Here is a 14,993-nt window from a genome sequence, read left to right on the forward strand (position 1 = left end):
TGAATCGCCCTGGAAATCCTGGAGGCTCCTGACCTTGGAAACGAGGATGGAGCAATGCCGAAGGAACAGTCGCCAGGGAAGCCGACGACGCGCAGGTACAGCCCGGAGGAGAAGGCCGCCGCGGTGCGGATGGTCCGCACGTTGCGCGCCGAGTTGGGCACCGAGCACGGGACGGTACATCGGGTTGCACGCCAACTCGGGTATGGGATCGAGTCGGTGCGGGCCTGGGTCCGCCAGGCCGATATCGATGACGGGTACGCGCCCGGGGTGTCTACCGCGGAGTCCAAGCGGATCAAAGATCTCGAGCAAGAGAACCGAGAACTTAAGCGCGCCAATGAAATTCTGAAGCGAGCCGCCAGTTTCTTCGGGGCGGAGCTCGACCGCCAACACCGCAAATAGTGGCGTTCATCGACGCGAACCGCGACGAGTTCGGGGTCGAGCCCATCTGCACCGTCCTGCGATCGGCAGGCCTGCAGGTGGCCCCGAGCACGTATTACGCGAACAAGACCCGAACTCCGTCGGCGCGGGCCCAGCGCGACGCGGTGATGCGACCCGTCATCACGCAGCTCTGGGAGGACAACTACCGGGTGTATGGCGCCCGTAAGCTCTGGAAAGCCGCCCGTCGCGCCGGCCACGACATCGGCCGTGACCAGATCGCCCGGCTGATGCGCGAGGCTGGGATCGCCGGTGTGCGCCGTGGCAAACGGGTCCGCACCACCAAACCCGGCCCAGGTGCACCACGGCATCCCGATCTGGTGGGCCGGGACTTCACCGCGAGCGCGCCCAACCAGCTGTGGGTTACCGATCTGACGTTCGTGCCGACCTGGGCCGGCGTGGCCTACGTTTGTTTCCTGACCGACGCCTTCAGCCGGATGATCATCGGCTGGCGCGTCGCTTCGCACATGCGCACCACCGTGGTGCTCGACACCATCGAAATGGCCCGCTGGTCACGCGGAAAGATGTTGGCAGGGTTGCGATGTCATTCCGATGCCGGATCGCAATTCACATCCATCCGCTACAGCGAACGCCTTGCCGAGATCGGGGCGGTGCCCTCGATCGGGACCGTTGGTGACAGCTTCGATAACGCCCTCGCCGAGACGGTGAACGGCTACTACAAGGCCGAACTCATCTACGGACCGGCCCGGCCAGGACCATGGAAAACCGTCGAAGATGTCGAGTTGGCCACGCTGAGCTGGGTGCACTGGCACAACACCAGCCGACTGCACGGCTACCTCAACGACGTACCTCCAGCAGAGTTCGAGGCCGCGTTCTACGCTACGAAACGGACCGACCACCCACTGGTCGAAATCCAATAGCACGAGCCTCCATCAAAACCAGGGCGATTCAGTCGAAGCTGTCCGCCGGCACTTGACCGAAGGGCCCATCGACGGTGTCTACCAACTCGACAACGAGACCGCCGACCGTGTAATCGATGATGGAACGCAGGCGGCCCTCGACGCCGAGATAGCCGCAATCGACCAGCAACGCGAGCGCCCTTAGCAGCGCGAACCGGCAATGGTCCGCCGAAGAGCGGGCCACTGCTGCGACCCTTCGAAATCAATACGGTTTGGCCGTCGCGTAACCCGCATCGCTCCCATAGCCTGATCCCAAGGTGACCGACGAAGGGAACAGGGGTGGACGAGAAATTCGAGAGCTTCATTGCGGCTGCAACGGCTTTGATGCGACGAGCAGAGGCGCTACCGATCGTCGCCGCCAATGCCCAAGCCTCCCAACGTATTGCCGCCGCAATCACCGATGTATCCAAGATGCGCCACATAGACATCAACGACCCGAAGTTGTTGGTCGAGGTGGTGGACGGCAAATTAGGCGAAGTGCAAGATGCGCTCGCGACGGCTAAGGCCAGCAGCCGGTGAAGCCCTGAACGCGACGCTCAACCCCGGCCAGACAGGGCCCGCTAGTGTGCGCCGTCGAGGTAGCGCCACTCGATCCTGGTCACTTCCGATGAAGGCGTGCACCCAGCATGCGTGGCACAGAAGAATTCCGCGAATTGCGCCGGCTCATCTGCGGAAATCCTTCCAGGACACAGTCATCGTCGGTGATCGCGGCGAGCGGCTCACGCCGAACCGAGACCACCTCGACGTCGACGATCCGCACCAACGGCTCGCCACGGCGGCGCCTCATGACCTTGCGACACAACGTCAGACGCTCGCCGGCGGTCTGGTTGCGCCAGCCCATCCGACGGGTGACCGTCTTGGTCCTGGCGACGACTTGTGCCTCAGTCAGCGACACCGACATAAGGCGTGCCATCAGCGATCACCGCCTCCGGTCATCGGCGGCTCGTAGAAACGGACGGCAGGCGTCGTCATGAAACGCCGGTCGCAGTGCTTCGCCAGAGGTCAAGTCGGGGAAGTAGCTGCTCGACCGCATCGATGGTGTCTGCGACGTAGCTGATGGCTTCGGCGACCACGTCGGGAGCGATTGCCACATCGTCGGGTTCTGCGGGTATTCCAGCTTGTTGCGGCGGCGGCGCATCGCGTTGAAGAAGTAGAACGGCTCACCGAACTGGGCTTGGACTGCTTCCGCGATCGCGATATGACCGCCGGCTATGAGTGGCCTGAGTCCCTGCTGCAGGAGCGTGGAGACGCAGGCCTGGCGGGCGGCGTCGTAGGCGAGGTTGTAGGCGCCGACTGGGTCCGTGCGCGAGACTATCTGAGCGCTGGCTAGGCGTTGGCTGGCCTGCTCAAGCAGGTATTGGCCATTTGCGGCAGCCCCGCTGATCTGCTCAAGATGTCGACGCTTGATAAGCGCGACGATTGTCGAATGCCCTTGTTGCCAATTGACGTCCTCCTCGCAGTTTCACTGCGGGGAGGACGTCAAGTTTTTCGAACAAGTGACGGGGCGCAGCTATGCGGCGGAAACAGCCAAGGACAACGACGCGGAAGCGTTGGCGCTGCACGAAATCGTCAGCGGCTCGAAAGCTGACTGGGAACCCTACGTGACCAACGGCGACTGGCGACGTGCCCTCGATGCCTGGTTCACGGCCTCAATAGAACTCCGTGACTACAGCTACGTCATAGGAGAGCCGTCACGAACAGACTACGCCGGACGGAACTGGAAGAACTGCGCAGCAAATTGAAGGCCGCCACAGACGAGTTCTGGGCAGATCACTACGCGAAGCAGATCGGCAGAGCCGAGGCCTGCCTGCTGAAGTACGTCGAGCCACATTCACCATCAGACGAGTTGTATTCGCGCATTGTGCGCGACGAGCTCGCCGCGAGCTACCACGCCGGCCTGGCCGCCGGCGGCGAAACCAACGACTGGCTCGGCTGGTACCGCGCCCGCGCCGCACAATGGGACATTCCCGGCAGCGCAGAAAACTCCTGGTACGCCTGGATAAAAGAACAAGCGGATACGAGGATTCGCCACCTTTGGTGCGAACCGCAACGCCTCATCGACGCGATACAGCAATTACCGACCTACTGGACAGAAAACCAGCCGCCTGCCGCGGCGCCGCGATGAAATCGAAGGTGCCGGCAAGCGCTGGACACGGCGTTTTGAACACCGGGCGAGCGGTTGGCAACGTCACTGAGCAGGACAAAGGTGTGTCGATAAAAGCGGACACCACCTAGACTTGCGGTGGAAGGAGGGCTAGAGGACATGGCCGACATTGATGCCAACACCAAGAAAGCCGCTCAGGTAGGGGCCTCTATGGGCATGCACCTGTCAGCCGACTTCCCGTCCGTCCCTACCGGCAGCGACCCTAAGAGCCAGCAGATCGCGGCCGAGCTCAACGCCTTCCTCGACGCCGCCCGCAAGGAAATCAACACCTACAACCAGAGCGTCGACGCTTTGCGCGCCGGCGCCACCGCGATACCCGAAGCAATCAACGCCACCGACCAGTCGGGTGCCGACACCGTCAACCGCAGCGCAGAGGGAGGGACCTACACCATATGACGACCTTTGCCCGCCCTCAGCCGTCCGCCGCACCCGGACGATGGATGACCTTGGCCGAAATCTCCCGTGAATCCGGACTCCGACAAGACCTCGTCAGCCGCTTCGTGCCCGGCATGGACACACCATCCGGGAAGCTCTACAGCGCCCACCACGTCGCCCTGGCCCGCTACGTCAAAGAACTCACCGACCTCAACGTGCCCTCAGCCGCCGTCCAGGTCGCGGTCCACGACATGGAGTCGCGGCCGCAATCCGAATTCGACATGATCTTGACCCAGTCCCGACGTCGACAGGGCACGCTTCGGGGTCGCCTGTGGGCGGGTATCGGTGCCGCGGCCGCGGCAGCGCTTCTGATCGGCGGCATCGCCGGCGGGCTCGTCGGCTACAGCACCGCCGACCGAGACAACACCACCGCGGCAGCGCCAGCGCCGAGCACTGTCACCGCACCCGCCAAGCCAGCCGAAATCAGCCCGACCATTCCGGTCACTCCTGACCCCGTGTGCGCGGAATGGGCGCCGATGCACGATGCCTACCGGACGCAGCTAGAAAACTGGGTTGGAGTCGATCCACGAATCCCGTCCGCGCAGTGGTCTCCAGATCAGCGAGCGATAAACATGGCGGCGATACCTGTACTTCGTGCCGAAGCGACCGACATGCGTCGCTTAGCTGGAAAGGCACAGAATCAGCTGCTCAAGGGATTGATGCAGCAACAGGCCGTGTACGAAGAACACACCGCGGACGCGATCCCTGGTTATCAGCCCGACGACGCCAAGTTCTGGGGTGCCGTGGTGAACTTCAGCAACGCAGTCAACGCTTTGTGCACGGCGACGGCGCAGAAGTGATTCAGCGGCCGCCCAGTCCTCACAACCTGGTCGGCAACAACTGGCCGGAGATCGACGAGACGGCAGTGGGCGCCGTCGGCATGCAGATAATCCACGCCGGCTCCAGTGCACAGACTGCCGAGACCAAGGCCTACGAGGACGGCCACGCCTACCACTCCGTTGCTCGTCTCGGCCTTGAGCCACCGATAAACGCAGCCTTCCGCGTCGGCGCCATGGCAACCAATCTCGTCGGGTGGTTTGGCAAAGGCGGCGCCGAGACGGAAGCGACCGCCGGCTCACTCACGACGACGAAAGTCCTCATCGCTATAGAGGTCGCGGCCGCCGAGGCCATCATCGCCGCCAAGGAATCCGAGATCGCCGCACTACAGGCAACCAGCTTGCGGCCAGAGATCCGCGAGCGACGAATCCAGCAGCTGCGCAACGAAATACAACAGACGATCAACGAAGCCAAAAGAGATATCGAGGCGCTGTACAACGGCCTCTACACACCCACGACCCCAGCACCGCTTGGGCTAACGCCACTCGTTTTCAAGGGCTCACCGCCTGTCGGCTCCGGCAACGGCACAAATAGGCACGGTGGCGAATCAGGACCCGGAGCCCCGGGTGGCGGGGTGAAAGCAAGCCCAGTTGACTCGAATGGCAGCCCAGCTGAGAAACCACAATACGACGAAACTGCTCCTAGCAACCAGAAGCCGTCTACGGAACCGGCGCAGAACACGGCGAAATCAGACGAAGTTACGAAACCGCAAAGTCAAGCGAGCGGCCAGCTTCAACCGGGCCAATCGGAGACCCGAGTGGTACCGCAAAAATCAGGTCAGCTAGGAACGAACGGGGCCGGTGTCGCGCCACAGCCGCCGACGAGCATCGGGGCGTCAACACCGGGGTCTGGCGCTGGTTCTGGTCTGAGCGGTGTTGGTGGTGGCGTTCCAAAGATGGCTGGACTGTCGCCGCCGAGCAGTCCGCTGCCGACCAGCGGCTTGTCCGGCGGCGGGCTGCCGGCCGGTGGGAGCGGCTTAGCGGGCAGCGGCTTACCGAGCAGCGGCAGCATACCCGGCGGGGGAGCGGCTGGCAGCCCCGCCGCAGCGCCGCCGCCGGCACAGTTCCTCAGTGGTGCGGCGCAAGGTTTCGCGTCGTCGGCTCCGGTGACGAGTAGCGCGGCAGCTGCGCAACCGTTCAGGCCGCCTCCGGGGTCGACGATGCCTGCTGGGCCGCCGCCTGCGGTTCCATCTTCTCCGCCTCCGTCGGCTGTGGGTGAGCAGGTTGTGCCCGCACAGTCGGGGGCCTCGCCGCCTCCGATTAGTCCTCAGCAGGCTGCAGCGGTTCCGTTGGCCCCGCCGCCGGCGGCGGGGGTGCCGAATCCGCCTGCGCCACCGCCGGCTCCGCCGGCTGCGCCTAGTGTGGCCGGCCCTGTCGGAGTGCCTGGTTCGGGTGGTTCTGGCGCGCCGCCGACGATGCCGCCGCCGAGCGTGATGAATCTCGGTGCGACGAACGCCGCGCTGCGGGCTGTGCGGATGGGTTCGCACACGATCGGAGGCGGCTTGTCGGCGACACCAGAGTTCGCCGCGGCGACGGCTTTGGTTGCCGCGCTGAACGATCCGGCTCTCGGCTGGGTGCAGGAATGGGCCTGCGCGGTTTTCAAACAGGCAGGGGAGAAGGCTCGGTTTGTAATTGCCTCACGCGAAGGGCTTTCGTGGATCCCGTCCGGGGTGTACATGCCGGGCGGGGTCATCATCGCGCACCTTGATGACACGATCGACTGGTCGATCCGGAAACTATGGCGAGGATTGAAGCCGCCAGCACGGGTGCTCGCCCAATATGCGCATGTAATCGGCGAAGCGCCGATTCTCGTTGTGGCGCGCCACCGTTTAGGTCTGGCCGCATTGTTTGCAAAGCACACTGTGATCGTCGCCGACGACAAGGCGGTGGTGGATCACAACCATAATCCGCTCCGTAACCCGGCGGGCCGGCACCGCTTACAGGTGGCGTCGCCGGATGATGGATGGCCATGGGTGCAGGCGATACCGGAAGATAAGATCGCGGCGACTATGCGGTATGTGGCATCGTGGGTGGCTGAGTCGCACGATCGGGCGTTCGGTGTCGATGGGTTGCGTGGTACCACTGTCCAGCAGATCAGCCGTTCCGGTGGTGACGAACTGTGGGCGGCGGTGGGTATGAAAATGCATAAACAACGGTCGGAGATCATGACCTCGGGAAAGTACGACGCGCCTGAGCCGCTTGCCGAGGGCTGGAATAAGGAGTTGGTGGCGGCAGAACAGCAGCTGCGTGGGTGGGAAACGTTGTGGCTGGCGCAGCGTGAGCCAACGCGAGAAACGTTGGCGGACATGGTGTATTCGGCACTGGCCGCGACGAGGTGAATACCTGGTGCCTATGGCAGGAAGGGTTTCTCGACGCGATCTAGGGCTCTGCCCATCACCTGGCGGGCATCCTCCAGTAGTCGGGCAGTGGGTGTGTCGGCAGCGACGGTAGCGGGGGTGCGGAACCGAAAACGCCTCGGTAAGGGTCGTTTTCGATATCAGCATCGCGCGCCGTGCTGGGTGCGTGCGGCCATCGGGGAGTGTCGTGGTTGAGTAGAGCGAGCCGGTATTGCTCGCGGCGTTCACTGTCGCCCCAATGCTCTAGACGTTGGGCCAATCTGTCGCGCCAGCCGCTATCAACCCCGGTCCCAGCCTCAATGCCAGCGAGGTAGGAGACCTCCAGAAGGTCGTGTTCGATGCTCAGTTGTTCGAGCTTGTATTCTTCGATGCCCACGCTCGTGCGGTCAGGGTGGGCCCAGCGGTGCACACGTTCCGCATGGGCGGCGTCATCGAGGGCGGCTGATGCGGCGGCGAACCACGCGTCCAATGCCGTCCGCCAGTCCCCATTGGCGGCGTAGGGTTCCCATGCTGCCGGTGGTATGTGCGCCACGTCGAGCGCCGCGCAGGCCTGCACGACGTCGGCGTCGAGCTCGGCGCAGGGGTCGTGTTCACGCAAGCCCAGCACGCACGATTTCAGGACCACTTCAGGCACCGGTTTGGGCGGCGCCGGGGGCGGCATCGTTCTGCGTTTACCGGCCATGATGTCGTCGAGAGAAAGCCCGCCCCCCGATGGCAGTCGAAGGCTGCGGATGGGCTTCATCGTGTCGGTGATGAGGTCTTCCCGCCAAGTGGGCGAGAGCCGGCCCTCCCGTGCGGCGGCGAGGTGGCGACCCAGCACCCATGCATAGTGACCGGTGTGCAAACTCCACCACTTACCAAGGTCCATGGGACTGCCCGTCATTGCGGCACCCTGGCCGGCGACTCGAGCACGTGCAGATCGTCGGGTGACTCCCGATTGGTTATGCGGCCCGCCCACCAGTCAACTTCAACATCGCCGTTGTCGTAGAGATCGGTGACGATTCCTGTGGGGGTTGTGAGATCGTGTGTACGCCAAGCCAGGCGCACTCTATCGCCGACGTTGATCATTCCAGCCGTCCCGTCTCTAGTGGTTTTGACAACTCGATTCTCCCTGCCGGATATGACATTTGGTCGCGCGATTGTCATTGCGAGTAGTAATCGGCTTCCGAGGCGGCATCAGCGATGGCGTACCACGGCCGCTCGGGCAAGTCGCATTGGAAGAATTCGTTGAAGTCGTCAGCGACGGCGGCGGCCATGGCGCGGTCGTTCTGCGCCCGAGTGAGGATGCGTTCGGCTGTGCGGCGGCATGCTCGGCGGCGTATGCGCCTCAACACCGCTTCAGTGTGATCAGCCACCTTCCCCTACCGCCTGCCTGTATTACGGGCTCGGGACGGAATTGGGCGAAGCTGGCGAGGCCAACCGGGGAACCGTCGCTCGAACTCGGACTTGTTCCGGATCGGATGCACCGGGTCGGTCTGCATGATCCGGCACGCGCAACGGTCGTAGTAGCAGCAGTAGGGGCCGAGGACGGTCTGCACGGCCGGGTCCAGCCGGTGGGCCGTTATGGGATGGCCGCAACGGGCGCAGATGTGCGTATAGGGCGCCACTCGATCCTCTCCTCGCCAATCATGTTTCAACTATTCATCGGGCTCCGATGGTCTCGTGCACCATCGGGAAGGTGGGCAGCGTCGCTTACCGACCACAGCAGTCTGATCACAGGATGCGCAGGCGGGATTGTGAAGTCGGCTTCGTGCACCTCTACACCAGCTCAATCTCACCGCCGTCATAACTCGAAGGGGGCATGGCTTGGATCCTCCTGCGCCGGTTGGGAAATTCGGCTATGTTCCGCGGACTATGCCGGGTGATGCTGTCGTGAAGCCGATTGCGCGGCCGCCGTCGCGCAATCGGTGGTCGTATGTGACGAACGCTGTTAGTTCGCGGTTGATTTGGGCCGCTGCCGCGAGGTGGAGTGCGTCGAGGGAGGGCAGGGTGGCTGGGCCGATTGTTTCGGCGAGGGTGATCACAGGTTCGGTGATCGGGAGGATGTCGAGCCCGTCGAGTAGGTAGCGGGCACGCTCGGCTTGGCCTGGTTCGCCGTATCGGGCAACGACTCTCATCAGCTCGACGCGGCTGAGCGCACTCGTTGCCGCGTATTCGCCCTGGTCATTTTGCGTGGTGAGCCATGTCCGCAGTTCGGGAGTTTCGGGTTCGGCGATGAGCAGCTTGGTCAGGGCTGAGGTGTCTATGTAGATCACTCGTTGCGTATCTCGTTGAGGACATCGGACAGATTGCGCGTGCGGCCGCGCGTCGGCACGGGTGTGATGTCGAGAAGGTTGCACGACCGCTGGGCCGGGATCAGGACGCCGGCCTCGATGAGGGCCTCGCGTGAACGCTCCGTGGTTTGCACCGGGACGAGGCGGGCGACGAGCCGTCCTTTGTTAGTGACGCCGAGTTTCTCGCCGGCTTCAACACGAGCGAGGTATCGCGACGCGTGTTGCCGTAGTTCTCGGACCCCGATTACCTCCACTACTTCACCGTAGCACAGCGGGTGCTACGTCGGCGGGAGCATTTAGTTGTTGGTTTGGCGAAAGACTTGGCCCGCAGGTGGATACTGATGTGTCGTCTTGAGCTGCCAAGATACGGGCTTGACGTCCTCCTCTGGCTGGAAGCCAGGGGATTCCAACCCCATCCCACTACCTATGCGGCAGGAGAGCTGAGTTGAGGTTCACGGTTCGTAGACCGGCTAGCGCCGAGGTCTCCCCGTGCTGTCACCGCCCGTCCGGCGGCGATGTTGCGTGCAGCGTTCACGTCGGCGTGGCACGACCCGGCGGTGCAGGCTTGGCACTCGAAAACCGCTTGGCTCTTACGGTTTCCGGGAGCAGTGTGCCCGCACTGGGCGCATCGCTGCGACGTGTACGCGGCCGGGACCTGCTCGACCCGACCAAAGGCTTTGTGCTGCAAACGCGCAGCCAACAGGCCCCAACAGCTGCTGCTAATACCGCGGTTAAGGCCCCGTTTGGCGGCAACACCTACGCCGGGCTGTTCCATCGTTCCCCGCGCCGAGCGGGTCATCGCCTGCACATCAAGCGCTTCGATGCAGATCGTGTCGAAGCGGTGCGCGATATCGGTGGTGGCCTTTTCGACCCAGTCTTTACGTCGGTCGGCCTCGCGGGCCTTGAGTTTGGCGATCGCACACTTGGTGCGAGCTCGCCGGTTGGAGCCACGCTCGGCACGAGCGAGACGCTGCTGGAGCCCCTTCAACCGTCTGGTCTCACCGGGGCTCAGCCCCGGAGCGTGCAGCAGCTCCCCGGTCGACAACGCGGCTGCCACCGTCACGCCACGGTCGATCCCTACTACCGAGCCATCACACGGACCGGCAATAGGTGGGGGCGGGTGGGCGAATGCAATGTGCCAACGCCCGGCCCGATCACAGGTGACGCGGTAGGACTTGACCCCCTGTGGGATCGGCCGCGACAGCCGGAACCGGACCCAGCCGACCTTGGGCACCCACACCCGCCCGAACCTGCGGTTCAGACGCTCGACGTGATGGGCTTTGACCGCGACTTGCCGGAAGCCCTCGTGCACACCTTTTTTGCGCCACGTCGGGCGGCGATGGGTGCCGTTGAAAAAGTTGCGCATCGCTTGGGTGAAATCCCGCAACGCCTGCTGCTGCACCGTCTGCGACCCGGCTGCCAACCATTGGTATTCGGCGCGGGCCGCAGTCAACTGAGCGCACTGCTCGTTGTAGCCGGGCGCTTTGCGGCCTGGCTGCCAGTGCTGTTGCTGCTCGACAGCCAGGTTCCACACATAGCGCGCGTGGCGACAGTGTTCTGCCAGCCCCGCCGCCTGCTCGCCAGTGGGAAGCAACCGATACCGCGACACAGCAGCAACCTAACCCTGGCCACCGACAACCCAGCGAAAGGAGACGCGGCGTTTCCTCCCCCGGCTAAAGCCAAGGGTTTCCACGCCGCAACCACCCGATGAGGCTCAGCAATAGCGCAAAAGGGAGATACCGCAGGGCTAGGACCGCGATCGTTGCTGCTTTCAGCAAGCGAGGTACAGCGCTTCACGATGAGCAACCTGACTCCGGCCACGCGGCCGCGGTCGACACCCCGGCTTACCCAGATGCATCGGAGGACGGGCGCCGCGGGGTCCACACAAGAGGTAACCAGCGGGAGACTCACGGAGAAACCGAGGAATTGACCTTGATCCTCGACCAGGTGACCACCCCACACGCACCAAGCGACCTAGAAAGACAACACCTCGTGGCGGTCGCTCGGCGCCTGTCGCAAGAAGCGGTCAGCGACAAAGAATTACAAGCACAGCTGCGCCGTAGCCAGCTCGGCAGGCTTTCCCGCGGCGCTCTTCTCGTAGTTGCATTTCTCACGGCGGTTACTCCATTGTCTGCCGCCGTGGTGGGTGCGATCCTCGCAGTCAACGGCGACGTGTTCTCCGGGATCGCCGCGGCGTACCACACGTTCAAGGGAAACATATCACCAGAACTCGCGATCGGTGTGGTTGCTGCACTTTTCACTGGTAATGCCGCGATTAACGTCGCGCTGGCGGTCAACACAAGCGGCAGTAACCGTCTTGACCAAATCTACGAGGCGAGTTGGCGCGCAGATCTTACGAAAGTCGCAGGCGCCGCGGCCATTACATCCTTAGTGATGGGCGTCATGTACACGATCGGTGGATCCGCTCGCAACGTGTGGTTTGCGTCTGAGTTCGCCGCAGAGATCGGGGTGAGAAATTACCCAAGGCTGGCAGTCTTCTCGGGTGATCCGAGAGGAGCTGTTCATGCCCGAGTCCAGCAACGGTCGGCGCCGTGCGAAGACCTTGTCGGCGGAGACGAAGTGGGAGATCTTCCTGCAGGTGACGGCCGGGGAGATTTCCCAGGCGGAGGCTGCGCGCAAGTGGCAGGTGGACGTGTCGACGGTGATCGCGATCCGCCGCATTGTCAAAGATGCCGCCCTGGCGGCGTTGTCGCGCAAGCCGGGACGTCCTGGTACGCGGCGGGATTGGCAGCTCGAGGCGGCAAGGGCCGAGATCGCGCAGCTGACCGAGGCGGTCAAGGCGCAGGCCATCGAGCTGGCGGTGGCGCGGGGAAAAGCCGGCTGGGGCTAAGCGGGCCGGTGCCGGCGCGGGTCCCCGCCGAGGTCAAGGAAGCCGTCCTGAAGAGCGTCGACGACGCAGTCGCGGCCGGGTTCGCCCACACCTGGGCATGCTCGCTGTGGCAGGTCTCCGACTCGCGTGTGCACCGCTGGCGAGCCCGGCGCCGCGATGTCGGCACCCTGGTCGATCAGGCGCCCGGGCGGGCGATGCACGCGCTGCTGGGCGAGGAGATCGCCGCGATCCTCGACGTCGCCGAGCGTTGGGGACCGGTCGATCGGTCGCATCGCAAGCTCGCCCACCGCGGTTCCTACGAGAACCTGGTGTGGGTGTCGCCAGCCACGTTTAGGCGTGTACTGGTCGCCCACGGGCTCACCCTGCCCCAGCCGACGCCTCGTGCCCGACCGCAGCGCAAGCCGTGGCCGGATTGGTTGGTGTGGGCGCCCCGCACCACGACCCGATCATACGTTCGACTCCAACTGCATCGGACTCGGCGGCCAGGGCCCGCTTTAGTCGGCTTCCGCGTCTTCCAGCAGCGCTTCCACCGCACCGGCAAGCTGTACCGCCGCACACGCCCATTGAGCACCGGAGGCTTGTTTGAAGCTCAACAGTTCGGCACGAAGGTCGGCGATCACCGGTTCGCTCACGTTGGGCATCCACATATTTTCTTCGATATCCGCCGCCGGCGTCCATCCGAACTAGCGAGCGGCTCGTGGAGGCAGCCGTCGAGCCACTGAGGTGTTCCCTGCAACACCGCCGTGGTCCTATGTGGTTCGTGATCAGATTCCTGCGGGTCCGCGCTTACGGCGAATATGCTGCCTCGGTGACGGCCAGATAGTTGCGGTCAAGCTCTGGGCCCCGCCGCACCACAGCGGTGAGCCGGCGAGCAATGTTGGTAAACGCGCGGGTCTCCTCGATGCTGATATCGCGTCCCAGGACACGCTTTTCGCGGTAGCTAAGCCATTTACGCAGAACTTGGAAGCCGCCGATCTTGTAATCCCATACAGCGGCCGGAATGCCGCGCCAGCGCACGCGCTCAGGCCAAGCCCAGTGACGTGGTGTAAGAGTTCGTTCGATCGCGTGACCCTTCGGGTGGCAGTCTAGGCGGTCAGGGCTGGGGTGGTGTTGGTTTGCTGTCCGGCGGGCTCGTCGGTGCTGGTCAGTGCTGTGCGGGCGCGGGTGAGCACGTCAAGGCCCAGGTAGCGTCGTCCTTCGATCCATTCGTCGTGTTGTTCGGCCAGCACGGCACCGACGAGGCGGATGATCGAGGCCCGGTCGGGGAAGATGCCCACGACGTCGGTCCTGCGCCTGATTTCTTTGTTGAGCCGTTCCTGGGTTATCTGTAGTCCTCGGCGGAGTGTCCTCGATGTCCTGGCCTGACCCCGATCGGTTGATCCATGGCGTATGAGAGTCTTGCGGCCCACCTTTTGGGCAGGAAGGCTCGACAAGATCATGGCGACGAGGAAGCGGCATAGCCCCGAGCAGATTGTGCGCAAATGGCCTGACCCCGATCGGTTGATCCATGGCGTATGAGAGTCTTGCGGCCCACCTTTTGGGCAGGAAGGCTCGACAAGATCATGGCGACGAGGAAGCGGCATAGCCCCGAGCAGATTGTGCGCAAGCTGATGGCGGCCGATCGGCTGCTGGCTGAGGGCAAGGACACCGCGGCGGTGTGCCGCGAGCTGGGTGTCTCCGAGGCGACGTATCACCGGTGGCGTAACCAGTTCGGTGGGCTGAAGGCCGAGGACGCCAAACGGCTCAAGGACCTTGAGCGTGAGAACGCCACGCTCAAGCGGTTGTTGGCTGATGCGGAGTTGGAGAAGGTCGCGCTTAAGGAGATTGCGAGGGGAAACTTCTAGGCCCGGAACGTCGGCGGGTGGCCGTTCGTCATCTCCAGCGGGTGCTGGGGGTCAGTGAACGGTTCGCCTGCCGCGTCACCGGGCAGCACCGCGCCACCCAACGACACGAGTCACGGGCAGCCACGCCAGCCGATCCTGATGCGGCGTTGCGGGCCTGGCTTCGCGCCTATGCCAAGGATCACCCACGGCGAGGGTTTCGGCCCGCCTATCACGATGCCCGCGGTGAAGGATGGATTGTGAATCACAAGAAAGTTCAACGGCTTTGGCGCGAAGAAGGTCTGCGGGTACCGCAGCGGCGCCGACGTAAACGCCGCGGCACCTCCACCGCCGCTGACGTTCCTACCGCCGATGCGCCCAACCGGGTGTGGGCGGCCGACTTCCAGTTCGACGTCACCACTGACGGACGGCCAATCAAGATCGTCTCCATCGTCGACGAGCACACCCGCGAATGCCTCGGTGGGATGGTCGAGCGCAGCATCACCGGCGAGGACTTGATCGCTGAACTCGACCGCCTGGCCGCCCAGCGCGGCACCTATCCAGCAGTGCTGCGCTGTGACAACGGCCCCGAATTGGCCTGCAGCGCAATGGCTGACTGGGCCGCCGGACAGGTCGGCCTGCATTTCATCCCGCCCGGCGAGCCGTGGCGAAACGGCTACATCGAGTCATTCAACTCCCGCATCCGCGACGAATGCTTGAACATCAACAGCTTCTGGTCACTGGCCCAGGCCCAGGTGGTAATCGGCGACTGGAAACACGACTACAACCACCACCGCCGACATTCGTCACTGGGCTACCAGCCCCCAGCCCGCTACGCTGCCAGCTGTACCCACCAATGAACGACTCTCGTTCGCCGTGGACCAGTTCACGGGGTCCGGCCA

Annotated in this window: 19 protein-coding genes, 2 pseudogenes and 1 other annotated feature; of the genes and pseudogenes, 10 read left to right on the forward strand and 11 right to left on the reverse strand. The window is 63.9% G+C overall.

Going from position 1 to position 14,993, the window contains the following annotated elements:
• Positions 1 to 54 precede the first annotated feature (54 nt).
• Positions 55 to 1,316, forward strand: a protein-coding gene (locus H7I87_RS18400; RefSeq protein ID WP_085989545.1) for an IS3 family transposase whose coding sequence is annotated in 2 segments (ribosomal slippage) — positions 55 to 358 and positions 358 to 1,316 — 1,263 coding nt in all. Because the reading frame shifts where the segments join, the coding sequence is not laid out codon by codon here.
• Positions 354 to 485 (forward strand) — a sequence feature (AL1L pseudoknot). (Overlaps the previous gene by 132 nt.)
• 28 nt (positions 1,317 to 1,344) lie before the next feature.
• Here H7I87_RS18400 and H7I87_RS18405 read toward each other — a convergent pair.
• Positions 1,345 to 1,539, reverse strand: coding sequence for a hypothetical protein (locus H7I87_RS18405; RefSeq protein WP_063966974.1), 195 nt, complete (start codon positions 1,537 to 1,539; stop codon positions 1,345 to 1,347).
• Positions 1,540 to 1,634: 95 nt separating this feature from the next.
• Between H7I87_RS18405 and H7I87_RS18410 the strand changes: the two genes are divergently transcribed.
• Positions 1,635 to 1,874, forward strand: a complete 240-nt coding sequence (locus H7I87_RS18410) for a hypothetical protein (protein WP_042791567.1) — start codon at positions 1,635 to 1,637, stop codon at positions 1,872 to 1,874.
• Positions 1,875 to 1,953: 79 nt separating this feature from the next.
• Here the strand turns inward: H7I87_RS18410 and H7I87_RS18415 are convergent, their stop codons facing one another.
• Positions 1,954 to 2,268 (reverse strand): ASCH domain-containing protein, encoded by a 315-nt coding sequence (locus H7I87_RS18415; protein WP_244179172.1) that lies wholly within the window; start codon positions 2,266 to 2,268, stop codon positions 1,954 to 1,956.
• Between the two features lie 529 nt (positions 2,269 to 2,797).
• Between H7I87_RS18415 and H7I87_RS18420 the strand changes: the two genes are divergently transcribed.
• From H7I87_RS18420 to H7I87_RS18440, 5 genes are all read left to right on the forward strand, one after another.
• Positions 2,798 to 3,097 (forward strand): hypothetical protein, encoded by a 300-nt coding sequence (locus tag H7I87_RS18420; protein ID WP_139800230.1) that lies wholly within the window; start codon positions 2,798 to 2,800, stop codon positions 3,095 to 3,097.
• Entirely contained in the window at positions 3,094 to 3,480 is a 387-nt protein-coding gene (locus tag H7I87_RS18425) for a hypothetical protein (RefSeq protein ID WP_042791568.1), read from the forward strand. The genes H7I87_RS18420 and H7I87_RS18425 overlap by 4 nt, the downstream gene beginning before the upstream one ends.
• Positions 3,481 to 3,618: 138 nt before the next feature.
• Positions 3,619 to 3,915, forward strand: coding sequence for a hypothetical protein (locus tag H7I87_RS18430; RefSeq protein ID WP_042791841.1), 297 nt, complete (start codon positions 3,619 to 3,621; stop codon positions 3,913 to 3,915).
• Positions 3,916 to 3,959: 44 nt separating this feature from the next.
• The gene (locus H7I87_RS18435; RefSeq protein WP_231113710.1) at positions 3,960 to 4,754 is read left to right on the forward strand and encodes an ESX-1 system-associated protein; all 795 of its coding nucleotides are present in this window, start codon (positions 3,960 to 3,962) and stop codon (positions 4,752 to 4,754) included.
• 1,469 nt (positions 4,755 to 6,223) lie between these two features.
• On the forward strand, positions 6,224 to 7,129 hold the full coding sequence (locus tag H7I87_RS18440) for an EspK C-terminal domain-containing protein (RefSeq protein ID WP_155729908.1): 906 nt from the start codon (positions 6,224 to 6,226) through the stop codon (positions 7,127 to 7,129).
• Between the two features lie 55 nt (positions 7,130 to 7,184).
• Here the strand turns inward: H7I87_RS18440 and H7I87_RS18445 are convergent, their stop codons facing one another.
• The 5 genes from H7I87_RS18445 to H7I87_RS18465 form a co-directional block, all read right to left on the reverse strand.
• Positions 7,185 to 8,030 (reverse strand): hypothetical protein, encoded by an 846-nt coding sequence (locus H7I87_RS18445; RefSeq protein ID WP_042791570.1) that lies wholly within the window; start codon positions 8,028 to 8,030, stop codon positions 7,185 to 7,187.
• Complete coding sequence (locus H7I87_RS18450) at positions 8,027 to 8,215, reverse strand: hypothetical protein (protein ID WP_139800227.1); 189 nt, start codon at positions 8,213 to 8,215, stop codon at positions 8,027 to 8,029. The genes H7I87_RS18445 and H7I87_RS18450 overlap by 4 nt, the downstream gene beginning before the upstream one ends.
• Before the next feature lie 770 nt (positions 8,216 to 8,985).
• Complete coding sequence (locus H7I87_RS18455) at positions 8,986 to 9,402, reverse strand: type II toxin-antitoxin system VapC family toxin (RefSeq protein ID WP_042791571.1); 417 nt, start codon at positions 9,400 to 9,402, stop codon at positions 8,986 to 8,988.
• Positions 9,399 to 9,674 (reverse strand): type II toxin-antitoxin system Phd/YefM family antitoxin, encoded by a 276-nt coding sequence (locus H7I87_RS18460; RefSeq protein ID WP_042791572.1) that lies wholly within the window; start codon positions 9,672 to 9,674, stop codon positions 9,399 to 9,401. The genes H7I87_RS18455 and H7I87_RS18460 overlap by 4 nt, the downstream gene beginning before the upstream one ends.
• Positions 9,675 to 9,844: 170 nt before the next feature.
• Positions 9,845 to 11,029, reverse strand: a complete 1,185-nt coding sequence (locus tag H7I87_RS18465) for an RNA-guided endonuclease InsQ/TnpB family protein (RefSeq protein WP_196766651.1) — start codon at positions 11,027 to 11,029, stop codon at positions 9,845 to 9,847.
• A gap of 98 nt (positions 11,030 to 11,127) precedes the next feature.
• On the opposite strand from H7I87_RS18465, the pseudogene H7I87_RS29365 reads away from it, so the two are divergent.
• Positions 11,128 to 11,313 (forward strand): annotated as a pseudogene (locus H7I87_RS29365) (hypothetical protein); the annotation flags it as partial.
• A 631-nt stretch (positions 11,314 to 11,944) separates the two neighbouring features.
• The gene (locus tag H7I87_RS18470; protein WP_139800225.1) at positions 11,945 to 12,271 is read left to right on the forward strand and encodes a hypothetical protein; all 327 of its coding nucleotides are present in this window, start codon (positions 11,945 to 11,947) and stop codon (positions 12,269 to 12,271) included.
• On the opposite strand, the gene H7I87_RS18475 is transcribed toward H7I87_RS18470, so the two are convergent.
• The 4 genes and pseudogenes from H7I87_RS18475 to H7I87_RS18490 all read right to left on the reverse strand — a co-directional run.
• Positions 12,268 to 12,558 carry a hypothetical protein gene (locus H7I87_RS18475; protein WP_063966975.1) on the reverse strand — a complete coding sequence of 97 codons (291 nt, stop codon included), beginning with the start codon at positions 12,556 to 12,558 and terminating at the stop codon, positions 12,268 to 12,270. The two genes, H7I87_RS18470 and H7I87_RS18475, sit on opposite strands and share 4 nt — an antisense overlap.
• Positions 12,559 to 12,765: 207 nt before the next feature.
• On the reverse strand, positions 12,766 to 12,912 hold the full coding sequence (locus H7I87_RS18480; protein ID WP_155729909.1) for a hypothetical protein: 147 nt from the start codon (positions 12,910 to 12,912) through the stop codon (positions 12,766 to 12,768).
• 145 nt (positions 12,913 to 13,057) lie between these two features.
• Positions 13,058 to 13,288, reverse strand: coding sequence for a type ISP restriction/modification enzyme (locus H7I87_RS18485; protein ID WP_139800224.1), 231 nt, complete (start codon positions 13,286 to 13,288; stop codon positions 13,058 to 13,060).
• A 68-nt stretch (positions 13,289 to 13,356) separates the two neighbouring features.
• Positions 13,357 to 13,590, reverse strand: a pseudogene (locus H7I87_RS18490) (transposase); the annotation flags it as partial.
• A 243-nt stretch (positions 13,591 to 13,833) separates the two neighbouring features.
• On the opposite strand from H7I87_RS18490, the gene H7I87_RS18495 reads away from it, so the two are divergent.
• Positions 13,834 to 14,951, forward strand: a protein-coding gene (locus H7I87_RS18495) for an IS3 family transposase (RefSeq protein WP_139800282.1) whose coding sequence is annotated in 2 segments (ribosomal slippage) — positions 13,834 to 14,101 and positions 14,101 to 14,951 — 1,119 coding nt in all. Because the reading frame shifts where the segments join, the coding sequence is not laid out codon by codon here.
• Positions 14,952 to 14,993 lie beyond the last annotated feature (42 nt).

This window comes from Mycobacterium timonense (assembly GCF_025821985.1).
In the GTDB taxonomy this organism is placed as follows: domain Bacteria; phylum Actinomycetota; class Actinomycetes; order Mycobacteriales; family Mycobacteriaceae; genus Mycobacterium; species Mycobacterium avium.